Source organism: Rhizobium sp. WSM409, from assembly GCF_057653825.1.
Map to the genome: position 1 here is coordinate 1,994,288 of NZ_CM172794.1, position 19,632 is coordinate 2,013,919.

The following is a 19,632-nucleotide window of genomic DNA, read 5'->3' on the forward strand; positions in this document are numbered from 1 at the left end:
ACAATGATGATGGAAGCCACCCCAGCACTATTTGAACCCTTCGTTTTCACCAATGGGATCACGCTTCGAAACAGGGTCGTCATGGCTCCGATGACGACGTGGTCAGCCAATGACGACGGAACAGTTTCGGATGAGGAAGTGTCGTACTATCGACGCAGGGTGAACGGCGTTGGCCTCGTTCTAACCGGCTGCACGCATGTCTCGCCCAACGGCATCGGGTTCACGGGCGAATTCGCTTCTTATGATGACAGCTTCACACCAAGCCTCCGGCGTCTGGCCGAGGCGGCCAAAAGCGGCGGTGCACCGGCGATTCTTCAAATTTTTCACGCCGGCAGCAAGGCCGTGCCGGCGCTTGTTCCGGACGGAGACGTTGTCAGCGCCAGTTCGCTGCAAGTCTCACCCGGTCCTTTCAATCCAGGCGGCGGCACGACGCGCGCGCTCAGCCACGACGAAATCCTTGATGTGATTTCTGCTTTCGGCGAAGCAACCCGCCGCGCTATCGAAGCCGGCTTCGATGGGGTCGAACTGCATGCGGCCCACGGCTTCCTGATCCAGAACTTTTACTCGCCGCTCCACAATCATCGCGACGACGAATGGGGAGGCACGCCGGAAAACCGGATGCGGTTTCCGCTCGCCGTGGTCCGCAACGTGAGGCAGGTGATAGGCACACACGCGACGCGTCCGTTTCTACTGGGATACCGGGTCTCGCCCGAAGAACCTGAAGAGGGCGGCCTCCGTATTGAAGACACCTACGAACTCATCGAGCATCTGATCGACGGCGGCGTGGACTACATCCATGCTTCGCTGACGAGCGTACTCGAAGCCCAACCACTCGAAGCCATCGCTGATCAGCCTATCGCTGAACTGATCGCTGCCAGGGTAGCGGGGCGCGTTCCGGTTATCGCCGCTGGCCAGATCAAGTCACCCCAACAGGCGGAAAGCGCCCTTCATCTGGGCCTTTCGCTTGTGGCTGTAGGCCAAGGGCTGGTGATAAACCCGGAGTGGGTCGAACTTTCACGGAGTGGCAAAGAGAAACTGATCGAGAACGAGATCAGGACCACGACAATCCCGGAAATTGCCCTTCCGGCCAAACTCTGGGGCGTCATCGAGGCGGCCACCGGCTGGTTCAACATCAACGATGATCACGAAGCGCAGCGGCAGAAGGCCACCGCATAGAGCATCGGCAGCATCGGCACACAATCTCGCATGAAGGAAAATTCGATGACTAAGGTTTGGTTGATCACAGGAGCCGGGCGCGGCATGGGCCTGGATTTCGCAAAGGCGGTTCTGGCTGCTGGCGACAAACTCGTTGCAACCGGCCGCAATCCGGAGCGCGTTGCCAAGGCGATCGGCCAGTCGGAAAATCTGCTTGTCGTCACGCTGGATGTAACCAAGCCGACCGACGCGGAATCTGCCGTCAAAGCCGCACTCGAACGCTTTGGTCGCATCGACATATTGGTCAACAATGCCGCAAACTTCTACTCAGGCTATTTTGAGGAGCTGACGCCGGCTCAGGTCGATCTGCAACTGGCCAGTAGTCTCCTCGGGCCCATGAGCGTCACCCGCGCTGTCCTGCCGGTGATGCGCCGGCAGGGATCCGGCAAGATCATCTCGATCTCATCGACGGCCAGCCTGCTGGGCTTTGAGTTTTGCAGCGCTTACTCTGCCGCGAAGTTTGCCCTCGATGGCTGGATGGAATCGCTGCAGCCCGAAGTGGCGCCGTTTGGTATCGAAACGATGATCGTCAATCCGGGCTTCTTCCGCACGGAATTGCTGACTGACGAATCAACCCAATATGCTCGGTCATCTGTCAGCGACTACGACGAAAGACGCGCCCAACACCTGGCATTCTGGAAATCCGCCGACGGCCAGCAGAGCGGCGATCCCGCAAAACTCGCGCAAGCGCTGATCGCCCTGGTCAACCAACCGGAGCTACCCCGCCGGTTCATCGCCGGAGCTGATGCTGTTGGCATGGTGGAACAGAAAATCGCGCTGCTGCTGCAGCAGATCGACGCCTATCGGGACCTTTCAAGTTCGCTTGCCTTCGACGTGAAAACGCAAGCCTGAGGCTACGCTTTGCTGAAGCTCAGTAGTTCTTCATGGCAAGGTGCGGCATCCCGCCGTCAAGAAATTCCGCGCCAGAGGCAACGAAGCCAAAACGCTCGTAGAGCGGCAACTTGTCCGCCTGCGCTGTCAGATAGAAGCGGTTGTCGCGGGCAGCGCGATGCAGGTCCATCGCTTGCCCGATCATTGCGGCTGCAACGCCTTGGCCGCGCCATTGGCTTGCAACCGCAACCCGCCCGATCTTCACATGTTCCTCGGCGTAGATGATCCGCAGCGTTCCGGACACTTCGCCCGCCGTGACGGCGACAAGATGATGGGCGTTGAGATCGTCGGCATCGAATTCCTCGGCTTCGGGAACCTTCTGCTCATGCACGAAGATAGCGCGCCGCAGCCGGAAGGCCTCATTGCAGAGCATACTGAAAACCGGGACGCTGAGGATCGCCGTTTCCATCACCATCCTTGCCTCCCTCAGGGATACGGCCCAAAGCCCTCCGCCGGACCAGCGTAGGGCTGCCGGCATAATCAGCCGGGCTTCTTCTTCGAGAACTTAGCTTTTGGTCCGGCGCCGCCCTTACCCTCATATCTTGGGGCGTCGGATCTTGGGCCTTCGTATTTCGGCTTGTCGGACTTCGGGCCATCGAAAGCGGGCTTGCCCGGCTTCTTGCTCCAGGGCTTGCTATCCCGTTTGTCCCCGCCGCTATTATCGGCCGCGGCATATCCGCCGCCCGGACCCTTGCCGAACTTGTTCTTCGGCCGCTCGCCGCGGAATGTGTCGTCCGGCCGCTCGTCGCGAGATGGCTTGCCGGCATAAGGTTTCGGCGCAGGCGCCCGGCTGAAATCCGGCGTACCGGAAAGCCTGGTCACGCGGATGCCGCGTTCGAGCGCCTTGTTCGGACCGATCGCCGCCAGGAAGCTTTCGGCACTCGCCGCGGCGATCTCCACAAAAGTTTCCTCGGGCTGCATCTTGATCGCGCCGATTTCGCGCTTCGTCACATTACCGTTGCGGCAGAGCATCGGGATCAGCCAACGCGGCTCGGCATTCTGTTTGCGCCCGACCGAGACGGAAAACCAGACGCTGGCGCCGAAATCTTCGCGCGGTCCCTTTTGCGCCGGCTCGTAGGGCTCGGCATTGTCGCGGCGCTTGCGGTTGCGGTCGTCCTGCACGGTAACCTCGATGAGGTCCTCCGGCGCCGAATGATTGGTGCGGTAAAGACGCAGGAAGGCTGCGGCGAGCTTTTCGGCGCCGTGGCTGGCGAGAAGCTGTTGTACCAGCCCCTGCTCTTCCTCCTGCGGCGTTTCGTTGAAGATCGGATCGGCGAGCAGCCGCTCGTCGTCGCGCTCGCTCACTTCCTCGGCCGAAGGCGGTCGCGCCCAGGCAGCCGAAATACCGGCATTCTCGAGCAGGCGCTCTGCCTTGCGCCGTGCATTCAGCGGCACGATCATGGCGCTGATGCCCTTGCGCCCGGCCCGGCCGGTTCGGCCGCTGCGGTGCAGCAGCGTGTCCGGATTGGTCGGCAGGTCGGCATGGATGACGAGATCGAGCCCCGGCAGGTCGATGCCGCGGGCGGCAACGTCGGTCGCGATGCAGACACGGGCGCGCCCGTCGCGCATCGCCTGCAGCGCGTGAGTGCGCTCGTTCTGCGTCAACTCGCCGGACAGCGCCACGACGGCGAAATTGCGGTTGTTGAAGCGTGCGGTCAGATGGTTGACGGCGGCGCGCGTCGAGCAGAACACGATGGCATTGGTCGCCTCGTAATACCGCAGCACGTTGATGATCGCGTTCTCGCGGTCGCTCGGGGCAACCATCAGCGCGCGATATTCGATGTCGATATGCTGCTTTTCCTCGGCCGCGGTGCTGATGCGCACGGCATCGCGCTGGTAGCTCTTGGCAAGCTTGGCGATCGCCGCCGGCACCGTTGCCGAAAACATCAGCGTCCGGCGTTCGTCCGGCGCCGCATCGAGGATGAATTCAAGATCTTCGCGGAAGCCGAGATCGAGCATCTCGTCGGCCTCGTCGAGCACGGCGGCCTTCAGTTCCGACATGTCGAGCGCCCTGCGGCGGATATGGTCGCAAAGCCGGCCGGGCGTGCCGACGACGATATGGGCGCCGCGTTCGAGCGAGCGGCGCTCGCTACGGATGTCCATGCCGCCGACGCAGCTGACGATCACCGCGCCGGTCATCTCAAAGAGCCATTCGAGCTCGCGCTTCACCTGCAGGGCAAGCTCGCGCGTCGGGGCGATGACGAGGGCGAGCGGCGCGGCGGCATTGCCGAAGCGTTCCCTGCCTTCGAGCAGCGTCGGCGCCAGCGCCAGGCCGAAGGCGACGGTTTTGCCGGAGCCGGTCTGGGCCGAGACCAGCGCGTCGGAAGCGGCAAGCGCCGGATCGAGCATCGCCTTCTGCACCGGGGTGAGTTCGGCGTAACCACGCTTCTGCAACGCCTTGGCGATCGCCGGAACGACGCCGTTAAATTCTGTCATGAGTTCGATCTTTCGGAGCTGCCAGGCGCGTTGCTGCGCCATGGCCGGAGCCAGCCGGCTGGGTATTTGCGCCGTTCCTAGCCGCTCCCGCGGCGATTGTCAAAGCGTGCGGCTGCGCCACAGCCAGGCGTCGATGCGGCTTGCCCGGCCGCGCAGCGCTGTTTCCAACGGTCCCTCCATCCGGCCGGACTGCGTGAGCACGCTATTAGGGCCGGCGGCGCGGACGATTTCGGCGCTCAAGGCAAGTTCGACGCCATGGCGGGCGGCGACCTCCATCAGCCGGCTGCCTACATTGATGGTGTCGCCTGCCGCCGTGATCTGCTGCCGGTCGCCGGTACCGAGACGCGAGGCGACGATCGGGCCGCAATGGGCGCCGACCTTGAAGCCGATCTTCTTCGGGGCAAAGCCCGCATGCGCTTGAAGCCAGGCCCGTGTGCGCTCGCACAGGCTGACCGCGCAGGCAGCGGCGCGGGCGGCATCGTCATCGGCGGGCTCCGGCAGGCCGAACAGGATCATCGCCCCGTCGCCCATGAAGCTGGTGATGGCGCCGCCATGGGCGCGCGCCTCCTCGTCGACCAATTCGAAGAAGCCGCTCAGCATCTCGCTCACCGCCACCGGCCCGACATTTTCGCTGAGGCCGGTGAAGCCCGAGAGATCGATGAAGATGACGGCGGCGTTCTGGCGTACTGGCGCGGCGAGAAAATTCGGATCTCGCGCCAGCCACTCGCCAAGGCCAGGCGCCTCGATGCGCTGCAGGAGCGCGCTCTGCTCGGCGAAATGACGGGCGCGGCCACGGTCGAGCCAGAGTTCGGCCGCGCCATAAGCCAGCGCCGGCGGCAGTGCTGCGGCGATCGGCAGCGCCGCACTCAGCCAGTAGCCATGCGCGAAGGCCGACAAATTGAGCATCGCCCAGACGATCAGCGTCAGCACGATGATGATGTAGCCTGCCGCACTCCGGCGCCAGGCGACCAGCGACACGAGCACGATCGCCAGTCCGACGGCGGTGGCGGCATCGATCAGCCGCATCCGGTGGTCGCGCACCATGCCGTCGCCAGTGACGAGATGGGTGATCGCCGTCGACATTACCTCGACGCCCGGCATGACGGGATCGAACGGCGTCGGGAAGACGTCGCCGCCGCCAGTCACCGTCGAACCGATGACGACGATACGACCAGTGACCGCATCCGCCGAAAGCTTGCCATCAAGCGCATCGGCGGCGCTGAAGGTGGCGATGCTGCCATGCCCGCCATAAAAGGTCACCGGCAGGCGCTGGCCGACATCGGTGGGAATTCGCAGCTTTCCGAGCATGATGGCATCGGGTTCGATCGTGGGATCGACGCCGAGCGCCACCGACGCGACACGCAGCGGAAAAGCTGGATCCAGCCGGTCTGCGGCACGCGAGATCAGCGGAATGAAGCGCGGCGTGCCAGTCTGGTCGGTTGCGACATTGACGATGCCGACCGCGGCGGCCTCGGCAAAGCGCGGAAGCGGCAACAGCAGCTGGTTTGCCTCAGGGATGGCTGCAAGCGGATCGCCGGCCGTATCCGTGACCCGCTGGCGGCTTTGCGCGAAAGTGGCCGCAGCCGCAATCACGCTCGGCCCCTGGCGCAAGGCAGCAGTCAGCGCCGCATCACCCGCCTCCGGCCCCGGATCGACCAGCAGAATATCGATCGCCAGGGCCTTCGGCTTCAACGCGGTGATCGCGCCGGCGAGGCGCGCAAGTGTCGCCCGATCGAGCGGATAGCCGTGCGCCCTAGCGGTGCGGTCGTCGATCGCAACGATCGAGACGACGGGAGGCGGTGTTTTCGCCCCGACGATGGCGCTGCGGATATCGACAAGCGAGGCTTCCATCCGATCGAGAAGGCCGCTTTCGGCATTGAGATTGACATAGCCGAGCGCAGCTCCCCAAAGACCGGCGAGCAGCAGCGCGATCACTGTCAGCAAGCGATGGTTCATGGGACTTATTGGCCGAGGCGGGCAAGAAGGGCAGCGGCGCGCGGCGCCGGCCAGCGACGCACGACGAGGGGTTCCGTTCCGCCGGTAACGTCGACGCCCTCGCCCGGCGACAGCACCACCGCCTCGCCGGCCGGCCGGCGGACTGCGACGCTGCCTCTGACGACCAGCACCGAGGTCTTGCCGCCTGCGACATCGACAGCCCATTGGGTGCCGCGCACGGCAGCGATCGCCTGCGGCGTCACGACCTGGAAACCACCCGCGTGCTGACTGCTGTCGACATCGACGAGGATGGCCTTGCGCCGCAGCGACGCCGAATCAGGGCTGCCGTCGCGGTTGCGGTCGACGAGGCTGTAGGCGGCTCCGGCCTCTGCCGTCACCGTGACGCCGCCGGGACAACTGAGCACCTGGCGGGCGCCGGCATCACGCGATACGGTGCAGCCGGCAGACTGCGCAAAGGCCGCCGCATGCGGAATGAGGCCGATAGCGAGCGCGGCGGCAAGCAGGCTGCGAAGCGTCGTATTCATGGAAAGTCCCCTTGACCGTGCGGAACAGCTCTTTTGGAAAGCGCCCGCCAACCGTCTTCTTCCATATGAGGCATGATAGCCGAATTCAAATATTTCCCTAGGCAAAAAAAGCAAACCGGCGCAATCGCCGGCGGAATTCTTACGTTCTACTATCCGTTTCAAGCACCGGTCCGGCATAACGCGCCCGCGGCCTAATCAATTCGCCGCTGTCGATCTGCTCCATCGCATGTGCAAGCCAACCGGCGGAACGGGCAAGCGAGAAAATGATGATCGGCGCCTCCCTTGGGAGATCGAAGGCGGCGGCCATTGCGGCAAGCGCGAAATCGACGTTGACCTTCTCGCCGACCATCTCCTCGCCCACTTCCCGGACCTCGGCAAACTGCGGCGGCAGAGGGAAGTGCGACAGCAGCGCCAAGGCTCTGACATCGCCATCGGGATAGAGCGGATGGCCGAAGGCCGACAGGCGATTGCCCTGGGCAAGCGTACGGCGAATCGCCTGCTCCGCCCCGAGCGTGGAAGCGGTCTCGATCAAGGCGTCGACGCCTTGCCAGGCGCCGCCGTGCAGCGGCCCTGTCAACGTCGCCAGACCGGACAGCACGGCGGCTGAAAGGGCAGCACCTGCCGATGCCGTGACCCGCGCCGCAAAGGTCGAGGCGTTGAGTTCGTGATCGGCAAGCAGCACCAGCGCGCGACGCAGGCAATCGGCAGCATCCGGCCGCTGCCAGCTTGCCGCAAGCCGCAAATGCAGCGGCTGGTCGAAAGGTCCCGGCGCGAGCGCATCGGCGACGGTACGGAGAACGCCACTTGCTTCACGGCGAAGTGCTGCCTGCGAGCGACCGAGCGATGGCAGATCCGATGTCACCCGCCCTGCCAGCGCCAGGAACGCCGCCTGAAGCGACGGAGCGGCATGCCCGGTTCCGCTGCCGGAGGAGAGTATTTCCGCGCCGTTCCAGAGCAGCGCCGCCGTCTGCTCCAGCGTCGCGACTTCAGCGAAACCGGCCGCATCCTTTCCGCGATAGAAAAGCCGTCCGCCGATGATGGTGGAAATTGCCGACGACAAAACCGGATCGCCCCAGCGGATCGCCTCGGCGGCCACCGTTTCAGTCTTGCGGCGGCCGGCATGGCGTTCGGCAAGCCGCGTCACGTCGGAAGCCTGGTAGAGGCTGCGGCGCGGGTCGGCGGGATCGGGCTTGGCGCGGATGCGCCCACGGCTGACATTGGCATAGAGCGTCTGCGGCTTGGTCTTCAGCGCCTGCAGCGCCTCCTCGGCGGTCAGCCACGACATCGGAGCCTCACATTGATCAATTGCGTCAAGATTGACGTCAATGAAACTAGGTCGGATCATCCGGACCGTAAAGGAGAAACAACATGAAAAACGGCTTGGAAGATGTCATTGCTGCCGAAACGCAGCTTTCGGATGTCGATGGCGAAGCGGGACGACTGATCATCCGCGGTGTATCGCTGGATCACCTAGTTGCAGACGGCACCTATGAAGGCGTCGCCGCCCTGTTGCTCGATGGGCTGATGGAAAAAAGCTTCGACGAAGCGGAATTGCGCGACTGGTTGGCGCAGGCGCGAACGAGGATTTTCGGCCATATCAAGGCCGCCGATGCCGCCCTGCTCGCTTTGCCTCCTGTTGATGCGATGCGGGCGCTGATCGCCCGCCTGCCCGACGGCGAGGATTTCGATACTGCGCTCAGCCTTCTGGCTGCGCCCGCAGTTTTCCTGCCGGCGATCCTTCGCATGCAAAGCGGCAAAAGACCGATCGCGCCCGACGCCTCGTTGCCGCAGGCGGCCGATATCCTGCGTATGCTGACCGGAAAATTGCCGACCAGGGAGCAGACGGCGGCACTCGACACCTATCTCGTGACGATATCAGACCATGGCCTCAATGCCTCGACCTTCGCATCACGCGTCATTGCCTCGACGCAGGCCGGCCTCACTTCTTCCGTGCTCGCCGCACTGAGCGCGCTGAAAGGGCCGCTGCACGGCGGCGCGCCCGGTCCTGTGCTCGACATGCTGGATGCGATCGGAACGGCGGAGAATGCTTACTCGTGGCTCGGCGAAGCGCTCGACCGCGGCGAAAGGCTGATGGGCTTCGGCCACCGCATCTATCGCGTCCGCGATCCGCGCGCCGATGCACTGAAGGGAGCGCTGAAGCCGCTGATATCAACCGGACAGGTAAACAGCGCCCGCGGTACATTGGCCGAAGCCGTGGAGGCCTCTGCATTGGCCATCTTGAAGGCACGCAAACCGAACCGGCCGCTCGACGTCAATGTCGAGTTTTATACCGCGCTGCTGCTCGAAGCGCTCGGCTTTCCCCGCGAGGCCTTCACCGGCGTCTTCGCGATCGGCCGCACCGTCGGATGGCTGGCCCATGCCCGCGAACAGGCGCTCGACGGCCGGCTGATCCGGCCGCGCTCGGTCTATATCGGGCCGCTACCGGCGGCTGCCTGAAGATTGAATTCGGCGGCAGCATGTCCTGCCGCCGATCCCTAACCGCCGACGAAAGCGGCCAGATTGCCGAGCGTCGAGCGGCACCCTTCCTCATTGTCTTCGAGGCGGATCCCGGACGGAATATTGTCACAGAACATCGTCACATCGGTGCCTCCATCCGCAGGCGACAACATCGTGCTGACGGTCATCTCGCCGGAAAAGCCCTCGTCCTCGGAATCGAAGACCGTTGCCCAGACGATCCGTTCATCCGGCACGAGCTTGGCAAAGCGGCCTTCGAACCTGTCTGTCTTGTCGGAGGTCTTGCCCGGTTGCGATGTCTCGTCGTCGGGATAGACGAGCGACATGCAGAAGGCGCCGCCTTCCCTGCCCTCGAAGGCATGGACAATGCCCTTCATCGTATCGGGCGGAAGCCAGGTGGCGACCGCGTCTGCATCGAGGAAGGCGCGGTAGATGCGCTCGCGCGGCGCTGCGATGAAGCGTGAGACGGTCGTGCTGCGTGAAGGGGTCATGCCGGCAAGTTAGCGCAGGCACGGATGTTATCCAGATCGCGCCTGAAACAACGCGATCTGGTTTGCATGCATCAGACGAGGCGGCTCTGTTCCGTCGCCGCTTCTATGAAGCCGGCAAACAGCGGATGCGGGTCGAGCGGCCGGCTCTTCAGTTCCGGGTGGTACTGCACGCCGATGAACCAGGGATGATCCGGATATTCGATCGTCTCCGGCAGCACGCCGTCCGGCGACATGCCGGAGAAGACCAAGCCGCAGTTTTCGAGCCGATCCTTGTAATCGATATTGACCTCGTAGCGGTGGCGGTGACGCTCGGAAATATCGGTGGAACCGTAGATATCCGAGATCTTCGTGCCCTTCTTCAGCGCCGCCTTGTAGGCGCCGAGGCGCATCGTGCCGCCGAGATCCCCGGCTGCCGTGCGCTTCTGCAACTCGTTGCCCTTGACCCATTCGGTCATCAGGCCCACCACCGGCTCTTTCGTCGGGCCGAATTCGGTCGAGGAGGCACCGGAAACGTCGGCGAGATTGCGCGCCGCCTCGATGACCGCCATCTGCATGCCGAAGCAGATGCCGAAATACGGCACCTTGCGTTCGCGGGCAAAGCGGGCAGCATGGATCTTGCCCTCCGAACCGCGTTCACCGAAGCCGCCGGGCACCAGGATGCCGTGCACCTTTTCGAGATAGGGCGCCGGATCTTCCTTTTCGAAGACCTCGGACTCGATCCATTCAAGATTGACTTTGACGCGATTGGCGATGCCGCCGTGATGCAGCGCCTCGATCAGCGATTTATAGGCATCCTTGAGGCCGGTATATTTGCCGACGATCGCGATCGTCACCTCGCCCTCCGGCGTGCGGATACGATTGCAGACCTCTTCCCACGGGTCGAGCCGCGGCTTCGGCGCCGGCTCGATACCGAAGGCCGCGAGCACTTCGTCGTCGAGGCCTTCCTTGTGGTAGGCTATCGGTACATCGTAGATGTTGGCGACGTCGAGAGCCTGGATGACGGCAGACGGGCGAACGTTGCAGAACAACGAGAGCTTGCGGCGCTCGGCTTCCGGAATTTCCCGGTCGGCGCGCACCAGCAGGATATCGGGATGAATGCCGAGTGCCTGCAGTTCCTTGACCGAATGCTGCGTCGGCTTGGTCTTGAGCTCGCCGGCGGCCGGAATATAGGGCATCAGCGTCAGGTGAACGTAGACGGCGGTACCGCGCGGCAGGTCGTTGCCGAGCTGGCGGATCGCTTCCATGAACGGCATCGCTTCGATGTCGCCGACCGTGCCGCCGATCTCGCAGATGACGAAATCGTAGTCGTCATTGCCCTCGATGACGAAATCCTTGATCTCGTTGGTGACGTGGGGGATGACCTGCACGGTCGCGCCGAGATAGTCGCCGCGCCGTTCCTTGTCGATGATGTTCTTGTAGATGCGGCCGGTGGTGATGTTGTCGGTCTTGGTCGCCGAACGCCCCGTAAAGCGTTCGTAGTGACCGAGATCGAGATCGGTTTCCGCGCCGTCGTCGGTGACGAAGACCTCGCCGTGCTGGGTCGGGCTCATCGTGCCCGGGTCCACGTTCAGATAGGGGTCGAGCTTGCGAAGCCGAACCCGATATCCACGGGCCTGCAGCAACGCTCCGAGAGCCGCGGCCGCAATTCCTTTTCCGAGAGAGGAAACCACGCCGCCAGTGATGAATACGTATCGCGCCATGGGATTCACCGGATACCTTTTCAAAAACGATTCCACCAGCCCAAAAATTCTTTTCCAGAACTTTCGATGCGTGGCGCAGGAATCTGAACAAAAGAAAACCGGCAGACCCGAGGGCCTGCCGGCGTTTATGTCGAAGACCGGCTTACTGTCCCGTCGGGACGCCGGAGGGCTGAGCCGGTGCCGGCGCGGCCGGAGCCGCGGGCGTTGCCGGAGCAGTCGTTGCCGGAGCAGTCGTTGAAGGTGCGGTGGCTGCCGGGGCCTGAGTTGCCGGAGCCCCAGTTGCCGGCGTCTGAGCGGCGGGAGCCTGCGGTGCGGGCGTCGCCGCCCCGCTGCTCGGAACGCCGTTGCCGGCCGGCTGGGTTGCTGGAGCCTGTGCGCCACCGCCGAGCGAATCGAGAATGCCGTTGCCCTGGCCGCCTGTAGCCGGAATGCGATCGAGAATGTCGCTCGGACGGCCCTCGTAACGCGTCAGGATGCCGAGGCCGAGCGAGGTCAGGAAAAACAGGGTCGCAAGGATCGCGGTGGTGCGCGTCAGCGCATTGGCCGTGCCGCGGGCCGACATGAAGCCGGAACCGCCGCCGATGCCGAGGCCGCCGCCTTCCGAGCGCTGAATGAGCACGACGCCGACAAGGGCGAGCACGATCATGAGATGGATGACAATCAATACGGTCTGCATGGGTCCAGTCCTGCCCGCCTGGAGACGGACATAAGTAAGAATTCTGGCGGCTCTTTACATGAGGCTTTCATCTATTCCAAGCCCTTCGGCCCGGAATAAAACTAGGAATAAGCAATGCCTCAGGCGAGCAGCGCCTCATAGGCCCGGTAGATGGCGAGGAAGTCGGCCGCTTTCAAGCTCGCTCCGCCGATCAGCGCGCCGTCGACATTGGCGATGCCCATCAGCTCATGGGCATTGGCCGGCTTGACCGATCCGCCATAGAGAAGACGCATCTTGCGGCCTTCGTCGCCGAAGCGGGCCGCGAGCTCTGCCCGCATGAAGGCATGCGCCTTCTCGACATCACCTGATGTCGGCGTCACACCGGTACCGATCGCCCATATCGGCTCGTAGGCGATAACTGTGGTCTCGGCGGTGGCGCCGTCCGGAACGGAGGCGGAAAGCTGGCGCTTGATGACGTCGAGCGCCTGGCCTGTCCGGCGTTCATCCGCCGTCTCACCGATGCAGATGATCGCCGTCAGCCCTGCGGCAAAGGCGGCCTCCGCCTTGGCGCGGACCAGATGGTCGGTTTCGGCATGGTCGGTGCGCCGCTCGGAATGGCCGACGATGACATAGGTGCCGAAACAATCGGCAATCATCTCGGCCGAGATGTCGCCGGTATGCGCACCGGACGGGTTCTGATGGCAGTCCTGAGCGCCGATCGCCAGCGGGCTGTCGGTGCACAGTGCCGTCGCCACATAGAGCAGCGTCGCCGGCGGGCAGATCAGCGCTTCGACCTTGTCGGCCAGCGGCGGATGAACACCCTCGGCGATCGCCTTGATCTGATCCAGGGAGGCACGCATGCCATTCATTTTCCAGTTTCCCGCCACAAGCGGGCGCACGTCAGGGGTCATGCTGGCCTTCCACAATCTGCATATGCCTTGGGCAATATCAAAAGCTTGTGGCAAAGAAAAGCATCATGCCCCTGACGTAAGGGGAATCTCGTCGATCCCGCGCATATTTCTGCCGAAAACCGCCCTTTCGGCATTTTTACGCATGGCGTGATCGCAAAAACCGCCGCACATTTTTGCGCGACATGCTTTAGCCAGCCAGAATCCAGTTCAAAACCCGACGCCAGTCGATCATCCGGATCGGCGTCCCGTGATTGCCGGTCTGAAAAAGCGTGAAACGCGCCGGATATTTTGCCTTGTGCAGGCTTTCGAACAGCGCCTGCTGGTCTGTGGCTGCATAGACCGGATCGCGGCTGCCATGGGCGAACCAGAGCGGCAGCTTCGCCTTGTAGAAGGCGCTCCTGGTGAAATCGGGATCAGTGACCCCGCTCATGATCAGCATGCCCTTAAGCCGCTTGACGCTGTCACCATCGCGCGCAATGCCCCAGCAGACCTGGCTGCCCATCGAGGCGCAGGAAAGGATGATGGGCCGGCCGGGCGATTGCGCGCCGGCATGGCGGATGAGGCCGGCAATCGCCGCAACGCCGCTGCTGTCGAAGCTTTTGACCGTCGGCGAATAATAAACGCCGCCATTGCCGGCGACGAGGTTCTTCAGCCGGTTGAAATTGCCGCCGAAGCTATAGTCGTTGGCGCCGAGCCGGCGGTCGCCGTCGCGCCCATGGATGAAAATCACCGTGAAAGCGGCACTCTGAGCAGGTCCCACCCTGGTGACATCAAGCTTGATGCCGTCGAGGGACAGCGTCTCGTCCGCTTGCGCCTTGCGGATGCCGAGCGCCACATATTTCTGCTGCACACGCTTTTGCGGGATCTGGTCGCGGCCGTTGATATCGCGCATCTCGTCATAGTCAATGAGCTCGAAGGCGCCGTTATCGCCGGTCTGCAACACGGTCTGCTTCGAAAACAGATCGTCCTTGAACGGCGTCAGCACATCGGCTGCCTGCGCTGGTCCACTGGCGGACAGCACGGCTGCGGATAGGAAAAACGCCGCAATTGCGGTGATGATCGTGCAATGACTTGTGGACATTCGCATTCGGATGGTTCCTGAAGCCGGCCGCCGCTTGCCATTCTGCGCCCGGCAACGCAAATCATTGAGGAAAAGGCCGCCAAGTCCGGCGGTGTCGCGTATAGCTGTGCTTTCTGGCAAAATCTGCCTGATTCGCAAACGTGGCATGAAATGCGGTGATTTTGGGTCGGCGGCGGATGCCCGCCCAAGCCAGACCTAAGACAGGATGAAGATCTGAACGGCTCCATGGACGATAGCAACGACCTTTTTTCCGGAATGCCCCTCTCTGAAAAACGCGAGGAGGCGCAGAAGCCCGCCGCTCCGGTCGAACGGCCGCCGGCTCCGGCTGCGCCGGTCGCCGCAGCGCCCCCTGCTGCCGGAGCCTCAGCGCGCCCGGCACCCGCCGCCTCGAACTCGGATGATTACGGCGCCTCGTCGATCCGCGTCCTCGAAGGCCTCGAACCGGTGCGCATGCGCCCGGGTATGTATATCGGCGGTACCGATGAAAAGGCGCTGCACCACCTCTTTGCCGAAGTCATCGACAATGCGATGGACGAGGCGGTCGCCGGTCACGCCAATTTCATCGAAGTCTATCTCGACCTAGAGGGTTATCTGACGGTCTCCGACAACGGCCGCGGCATCCCGGTCGAGAACCATCCGCAGGTGCCGGGCAAGTCGACGCTCGAAGTCATCATGACCAAGCTGCATGCCGGAGGTAAATTCGACGGCAAGGCCTATGAGACCTCGGGCGGCCTTCATGGCGTCGGCGTTTCGGTCGTCAACGCGCTTTCCGACGACCTCGAAGTCGAGGTGGCGCGAAACCGCAAGCTCTACCGCCAGCGCTTCTCCCGCGGACTGCCGCAGGGCGGTCTCGAAGAGCTGGGTGACGTTCACAATCGCCGCGGCACCCGCGTGCGCTTCCATCCCGACCCCCAGATCTTTGGGGATCACATGAAGTTCGATGCCGCCCGCGTCTTCCGCATGGCGCGCTCGAAAGCCTATCTGTTTGGCGGCGTCGAAATCCGCTGGAGCTGTGAGTCGGGCGTGCTGCCCGAAGGCTCCGAGGTCCCTGACAAGGCCGTCTTCCACTTTCCTGGCGGCCTGAAGGACTATCTCCAGGCGACGATGGGCAAGGAGTTCACCGTCACCCGCGAGATTTTCGCTGGCAAGACGGAGAAGGTAAGCGGCCACGGCTCGATGGAATGGGCGATCACCTGGTATGGCGGCGATCCGCAGGTGCATTCCTATTGCAACACCATCCCGACGACCGAAGGCGGCACACATGAAGCGGGGCTGCGCATTGCGCTGACCAAGGGCCTGAAGGCCTATGCCGAGCTGACGCAGAACAAGCGCGCCGCGCAGATCACCACCGACGACGTGATGATCTCGGCCGTCGGCATGCTGTCGGTCTTCATTCGCGAGCCGGAATTCGTCGGCCAGACCAAGGACAGGCTTGCGACCGTCGAGGCGCAGCGCATCGTCGAGAACGCGTTGCGCGATCCCTTCGACCATTACCTTGCCGACAATCCGAACGAGTCGGCCAAGCTGCTCGACTGGGTGATCGAGCGCGCCGAGGAGCGCCTGCGCCGCCGCAAGGAAAAGGAAGTCAACCGCAAGACGGCAGTGCGCAAGCTGCGCCTGCCGGGCAAGCTCGCCGACTGCTCGCAGAACACCGCCGTGGGTGCCGAACTCTTCATCGTCGAGGGCGATTCGGCAGGCGGTTCGGCCAAGCAGGCGCGCAACCGCGCCAACCAGGCAATTCTGCCGCTGCGCGGCAAGATCCTCAACGTTGCCAGCGCCGGCCGCGAAAAACTCGGCGCCAACCAGCAGCTCGCCGATCTCGTCCAGGCTCTCGGCTGCGGCACGCGTTCGAAATACCGCGACGAAGACCTGCGTTACGAGCGCATCATCGTCATGACCGATGCCGACGTCGACGGCGCCCATATCGCATCGCTGCTCATCACCTTCTTCTATCAGGAGATGCCGGAGCTGGTGCGCGGCGGCCATCTCTTCCTCGCCGTGCCGCCGCTCTACAAAATCACCCAAGGGGCGAAATCCGCCTATGCCCGCGACGACAATCATCGCGCCGAGCTGATGCAGACGGAGTTCAAGGGCAAGGCCAAGGTCGAGATCAGCCGCTTCAAAGGTCTCGGCGAAATGATGCCCGCCCAGCTCAAGGAAACCACCATGGATCCGTCCAAGCGCACCCTGCTCAAGGTGCTGATCGACGAGGTGGATTTCGAAGGCACCCGCGCCGCCGTAGACGATCTGATGGGCACCAAGCCGGAAGCCCGCTTCCGCTTCATCCAGGATCGCGCGGCTTTCGCTGAAAACCTCGATATTTAGGGCATGATGCTACCTAGTAGCACCTTCAGCTTGTTCCAAAAAATGGGCTCATCGCGCCGAGCCGTTTTGCGATAGATTTTCTACATTGTCCAAAACGCCGTGCCCGATTTGACTAGTCCAGGGAGAACTTGCGGCCCAGGTAAGCGCGAATTGGCGCATCGAAACAAATGGATAAAACATGTGCCACTCCAACAGCGGCCAAGACGGTGACGCTCACGGTGATTAACCGTGGAATGAAGCCATCGGCAAAGTGTTCGAATTGAGCACCAAGTTGAAAAACAGGCTGATGGACCATGTAGAGGGGATAAGACAACTTTCCGAGATATCCAGCGAATGGCCGCTCCTCACTCAGTGGGACTGCAGCCGCTAGCGCCACCACGATCGGAATCACGATAGCGATGCAGATGAAATCGTAGATCTCTCTCGGGACCGTCACCGGAAAGAACAGAACACCGATCAGGACGAAAAGTGGGATTTGAGGCGGTATCGCTCTGACGCGACGATGGATCTGCCAGCGAAAGATGAGAACGCCGGCAAGGAACGAAAACCCAACTCTGACAAATCCTTCAAAGAACGCCCGCCAGCTGCCAAATCCAACTGGCCCGATAGTACCCTCGATCGCGACAATCTGGAAAAGCGCCGCCGCCAATAATACGAGAACTGCTATCTCATGCCACAAATGAAATCTTCGGCGAGCGACGGATCCGTAAGTCACGCTGGCGGCCATTTCAAAACAGAGGGACCAGAGCGGATTGTTAATCGCGAACGCCTCTTGCCCCACCAGAAGCCCCAGGGGCAATAGGAGCATTGCACCAACCGCAAGAATTGAAACGTCGGCGAAAGAAAGACTTGCCGTGGAAGCAAATAGCGACGCGAGTACGCCCAAGGCGACGCCAGCCGCGATCATGGGATAAAGCCGTACCACGCGCTTCAGGAAGAATGTACTGCTCGGCAAAACACCGGACTTCAATTTTTGGTCGTACCCATTTGCGATAACGAAGCCGCTAAGGCAAAAGAAGAAATCCACGCCCAGGTAGGCGTAGGAAAGACCGAAGCCAAAAATCTGGCTGGCGTGTAAGAGAGCCACCGATAACGCAGCTATTCCCCGAAGCTCGTCCAGAAAGATAAAGTGGTTCTTTGCTTGAACCGCTCGGCTAGCAAGATGGGAATCATCGGCCGAACCAGGATCCACTGCCCTACGGAATGCTGAAGCGGTCAACTCGTCGGCCACAATTGGGAGCCCTTCTTACCCATGTCTTTGATCAGCCGGAACGCCACGCATCTTGAACTCACCTGATCCATGAATGGCTTCGTCAGATATGCGAGCGCTGTCCGCTCACCGGTCTGTATGAAGGCCTCCACCGGCATGCCCGGAACAGGCGCCGCCCGACCAAGCCTCTGCCACTCGCCATCGGAAACCTCAGCCCGGACGACACAGCAAATGAGACGCGAACGTTGGTCCGCGGCCACGCTTAGCCCTCGCTTTAGATCACAAGCGCCATCTTCCAAGTTGCAATTCAGCGCTGATGATCATCAAAAGATGATTATAAATTGAATTTATAAATGACAAGTGAAACTTACATTTTTACCCTCATCAGAAGAAATAATGTATTAAAAATGCACTCTAGGGTAGAAAGGCTGAATGCGCCTGTGGGGCGGATGGAAACAGTGTAGCGCGCCGCATTTTAGCATTCACGATTTCACGGAACTGATGAAGAACCGTAACAACTCCGTCAAACAACCGGCGCATGAAGCGGTCGGCGCGCCTTCCTCGGAGGGCATTTGCGCCGGTCGAACCGTTTTCAACCCTTGCCGGATATTTGTCATGACCAAGCGTTTTCTCGCGGCTGCCGCTCTCGCCCTTCTGTCAAGCACAGTCTCCGCCAGCGCCACAGATATCGGCGCCACCTTCGCGACCGCCTGCCCCTTCGGCGATTGCGCCGCTGGCATCTCGCTCTCCTATCTCGGTGAATTCGTCATCCCCACAGGCCATATCGAAAACGGCGTCGAATTCGGCGGCATTTCTGGCCTCGATTTCGATGTCGCCACCGGCCATTATATCGCCATCAGCGACGACCGCTCGGAAAGAGGCCCGGCCCGCTTCTATGAACTCAACGTCGATGTCGACGCGTCGGGCCTTAAGCGCGTTTCGGTCGTCAAGCAGGTGACGCTGAAAGACAAGAACGGCGAGCTCTTCGTTGCCCGGACCGTCGATCCAGAATCGATCCGCCTTGGCAAGGATGGCATCTATTGGGGCAGTGAGGGCGACGGCAAGGCGCTGCTGGCGCCCTTCATCCGCGTCGCATCGCCGGACGGTTCCTTCGTCCGCGAATTCAAGCTGCCGGAGGGCTTTGCACCGACCGCAGACAAGTCAACAGGCATCCGCGACAACCTCGCTTTCGAGGATCTCGCGGTCGCGCCCTCCGGCGATGTTTTCGTCGGTGTCGAAGCGGCCCTTTACCAGGACGGTCCGAACCCCTCGCTGACGTCGGGCAGCCTGTCGCGCATCGTCCGCTACGACGGCGCCACCGGCGCGCCGAAAGCCGAGTACGTCTATCCCGTCTCGCCGATCCCGCAGGCCGCCACCAAGGCCGACGGCGGTAATGACAACGGCATGTCTGAAATGCTTGCCCTCGACGATCACCGCCTGCTCGCCGTCGAGCGGAGTTATGCCCAGGGCTTCGGCAACAGCATCGAGATCATGATGATGGATCTGACTGATGCCACCGATGTATCCGCCATCGCGTCCCTCGCCAAAAACGACCAGCGCGTCGTCCCTGTCCGCAAGAGCCAGGTCCTCGATTTGAGGGCGATCGGCCTCGTTCCCGACAATATCGAGGCCATGTCGCTCGGCAAGGCCAAGGACGGCACCGATCTTCTCATTCTCGGCTCCGACAATAATTTTTCGACCAGCCAGAAGACGCAATTCTATGCCTTCAAGGTTCTCAACCGCCCGCAGCAGTAAGACGCTC

17 protein-coding genes are annotated in these 19,632 nt (G+C 62.3%); 6 read left to right on the forward strand and 11 right to left on the reverse strand.

What is annotated here, in order from left to right; translation table 11 throughout:
* Window positions 1–3: 3 nt before the first annotated feature.
* Window positions 4–1,176, forward strand: a complete 1,173-nt coding sequence (locus AC25BC_RS10065; protein ID WP_128439295.1) for an NADH-dependent flavin oxidoreductase — start codon at window positions 4–6, stop codon at window positions 1,174–1,176.
* A gap of 45 nt (window positions 1,177–1,221) precedes the next feature.
* The gene (locus AC25BC_RS10070; protein ID WP_128439296.1) at window positions 1,222–2,067 is read left to right on the forward strand and encodes an SDR family oxidoreductase; all 846 of its coding nucleotides are present in this window, start codon (window positions 1,222–1,224) and stop codon (window positions 2,065–2,067) included.
* Between the two features lie 19 nt (window positions 2,068–2,086).
* Here the strand turns inward: AC25BC_RS10070 and AC25BC_RS10075 are convergent, their stop codons facing one another.
* The 5 genes from AC25BC_RS10075 to AC25BC_RS10095 all read right to left on the reverse strand — a co-directional run bounded on the left by AC25BC_RS10075 (window position 2,087) and on the right by AC25BC_RS10095 (window position 8,307).
* Window positions 2,087–2,521 (reverse strand): GNAT family N-acetyltransferase, encoded by a 435-nt coding sequence (locus AC25BC_RS10075; RefSeq protein ID WP_128439297.1) that lies wholly within the window; start codon window positions 2,519–2,521, stop codon window positions 2,087–2,089.
* Between the two features lie 65 nt (window positions 2,522–2,586).
* A complete protein-coding gene (locus AC25BC_RS10080) occupies window positions 2,587–4,542 on the reverse strand; it encodes a DEAD/DEAH box helicase (RefSeq protein WP_012757526.1) in 1,956 nt (651 codons plus the stop codon).
* 99 nt (window positions 4,543–4,641) lie between these two features.
* Window positions 4,642–6,498 (reverse strand): CHASE2 domain-containing protein, encoded by a 1,857-nt coding sequence (locus AC25BC_RS10085; RefSeq protein WP_017994127.1) that lies wholly within the window; start codon window positions 6,496–6,498, stop codon window positions 4,642–4,644.
* Window positions 6,499–6,503: 5 nt separating this feature from the next.
* The gene (locus tag AC25BC_RS10090; RefSeq protein ID WP_012757528.1) at window positions 6,504–7,022 is read right to left on the reverse strand and encodes a FecR domain-containing protein; all 519 of its coding nucleotides are present in this window, start codon (window positions 7,020–7,022) and stop codon (window positions 6,504–6,506) included.
* Between the two features lie 139 nt (window positions 7,023–7,161).
* A complete protein-coding gene (locus tag AC25BC_RS10095; RefSeq protein WP_017994128.1) occupies window positions 7,162–8,307 on the reverse strand; it encodes a citrate synthase in 1,146 nt (381 codons plus the stop codon).
* 83 nt (window positions 8,308–8,390) lie between these two features.
* Here AC25BC_RS10095 and AC25BC_RS10100 point away from each other — a divergent pair, with 83 nt between their 5' ends.
* A complete protein-coding gene (locus AC25BC_RS10100; protein WP_012757530.1) occupies window positions 8,391–9,479 on the forward strand; it encodes a citrate synthase/methylcitrate synthase in 1,089 nt (362 codons plus the stop codon).
* Between the two features lie 38 nt (window positions 9,480–9,517).
* Here the strand turns inward: AC25BC_RS10100 and AC25BC_RS10105 are convergent, their stop codons facing one another.
* The 4 genes from AC25BC_RS10105 to tpiA all read right to left on the reverse strand — a co-directional run bounded on the left by AC25BC_RS10105 (window position 9,518) and on the right by tpiA (window position 13,254).
* Entirely contained in the window at window positions 9,518–9,988 is a 471-nt protein-coding gene (locus AC25BC_RS10105; protein ID WP_017994129.1) for an SRPBCC family protein, read from the reverse strand.
* Between the two features lie 71 nt (window positions 9,989–10,059).
* The gene (gene pyrG / locus AC25BC_RS10110) at window positions 10,060–11,688 is read right to left on the reverse strand and encodes a CTP synthase (protein ID WP_128439298.1); all 1,629 of its coding nucleotides are present in this window, start codon (window positions 11,686–11,688) and stop codon (window positions 10,060–10,062) included.
* A 142-nt stretch (window positions 11,689–11,830) separates the two neighbouring features.
* Window positions 11,831–12,364, reverse strand: a complete 534-nt coding sequence (gene secG / locus AC25BC_RS10115) for a preprotein translocase subunit SecG (protein WP_012757533.1) — start codon at window positions 12,362–12,364, stop codon at window positions 11,831–11,833.
* Between the two features lie 119 nt (window positions 12,365–12,483).
* Entirely contained in the window at window positions 12,484–13,254 is a 771-nt protein-coding gene (gene tpiA, locus AC25BC_RS10120) for a triose-phosphate isomerase (RefSeq protein WP_012757534.1), read from the reverse strand.
* Here tpiA and AC25BC_RS10125 point away from each other — a divergent pair.
* Window positions 13,202–13,405, forward strand: coding sequence for a hypothetical protein (locus AC25BC_RS10125; protein WP_162770397.1), 204 nt, complete (start codon window positions 13,202–13,204; stop codon window positions 13,403–13,405). The two genes, tpiA and AC25BC_RS10125, sit on opposite strands and share 53 nt — an antisense overlap.
* A 36-nt stretch (window positions 13,406–13,441) precedes the next feature.
* Here AC25BC_RS10125 and AC25BC_RS10130 read toward each other — a convergent pair whose 3' ends face one another.
* Window positions 13,442–14,341 carry a phospholipase gene (locus AC25BC_RS10130; protein ID WP_012757535.1) on the reverse strand — a complete coding sequence of 300 codons (900 nt, stop codon included), beginning with the start codon at window positions 14,339–14,341 and terminating at the stop codon, window positions 13,442–13,444.
* 219 nt (window positions 14,342–14,560) lie between these two features.
* Here AC25BC_RS10130 and parE point away from each other — a divergent pair, with 219 nt between their 5' ends.
* A complete protein-coding gene (parE, locus tag AC25BC_RS10135) occupies window positions 14,561–16,660 on the forward strand; it encodes a DNA topoisomerase IV subunit B (protein WP_012757536.1) in 2,100 nt (699 codons plus the stop codon).
* 112 nt (window positions 16,661–16,772) lie between these two features.
* On the opposite strand, the gene AC25BC_RS10140 is transcribed toward parE, so the two are convergent.
* The gene (locus tag AC25BC_RS10140; RefSeq protein WP_012757537.1) at window positions 16,773–17,891 is read right to left on the reverse strand and encodes an acyltransferase family protein; all 1,119 of its coding nucleotides are present in this window, start codon (window positions 17,889–17,891) and stop codon (window positions 16,773–16,775) included.
* A 594-nt stretch (window positions 17,892–18,485) separates the two neighbouring features.
* Here AC25BC_RS10140 and AC25BC_RS10145 point away from each other — a divergent pair.
* Window positions 18,486–19,625, forward strand: a complete 1,140-nt coding sequence (locus AC25BC_RS10145; RefSeq protein ID WP_012757538.1) for an esterase-like activity of phytase family protein — start codon at window positions 18,486–18,488, stop codon at window positions 19,623–19,625.
* The last annotated feature ends 7 nt before the right edge of the window (window positions 19,626–19,632 follow it).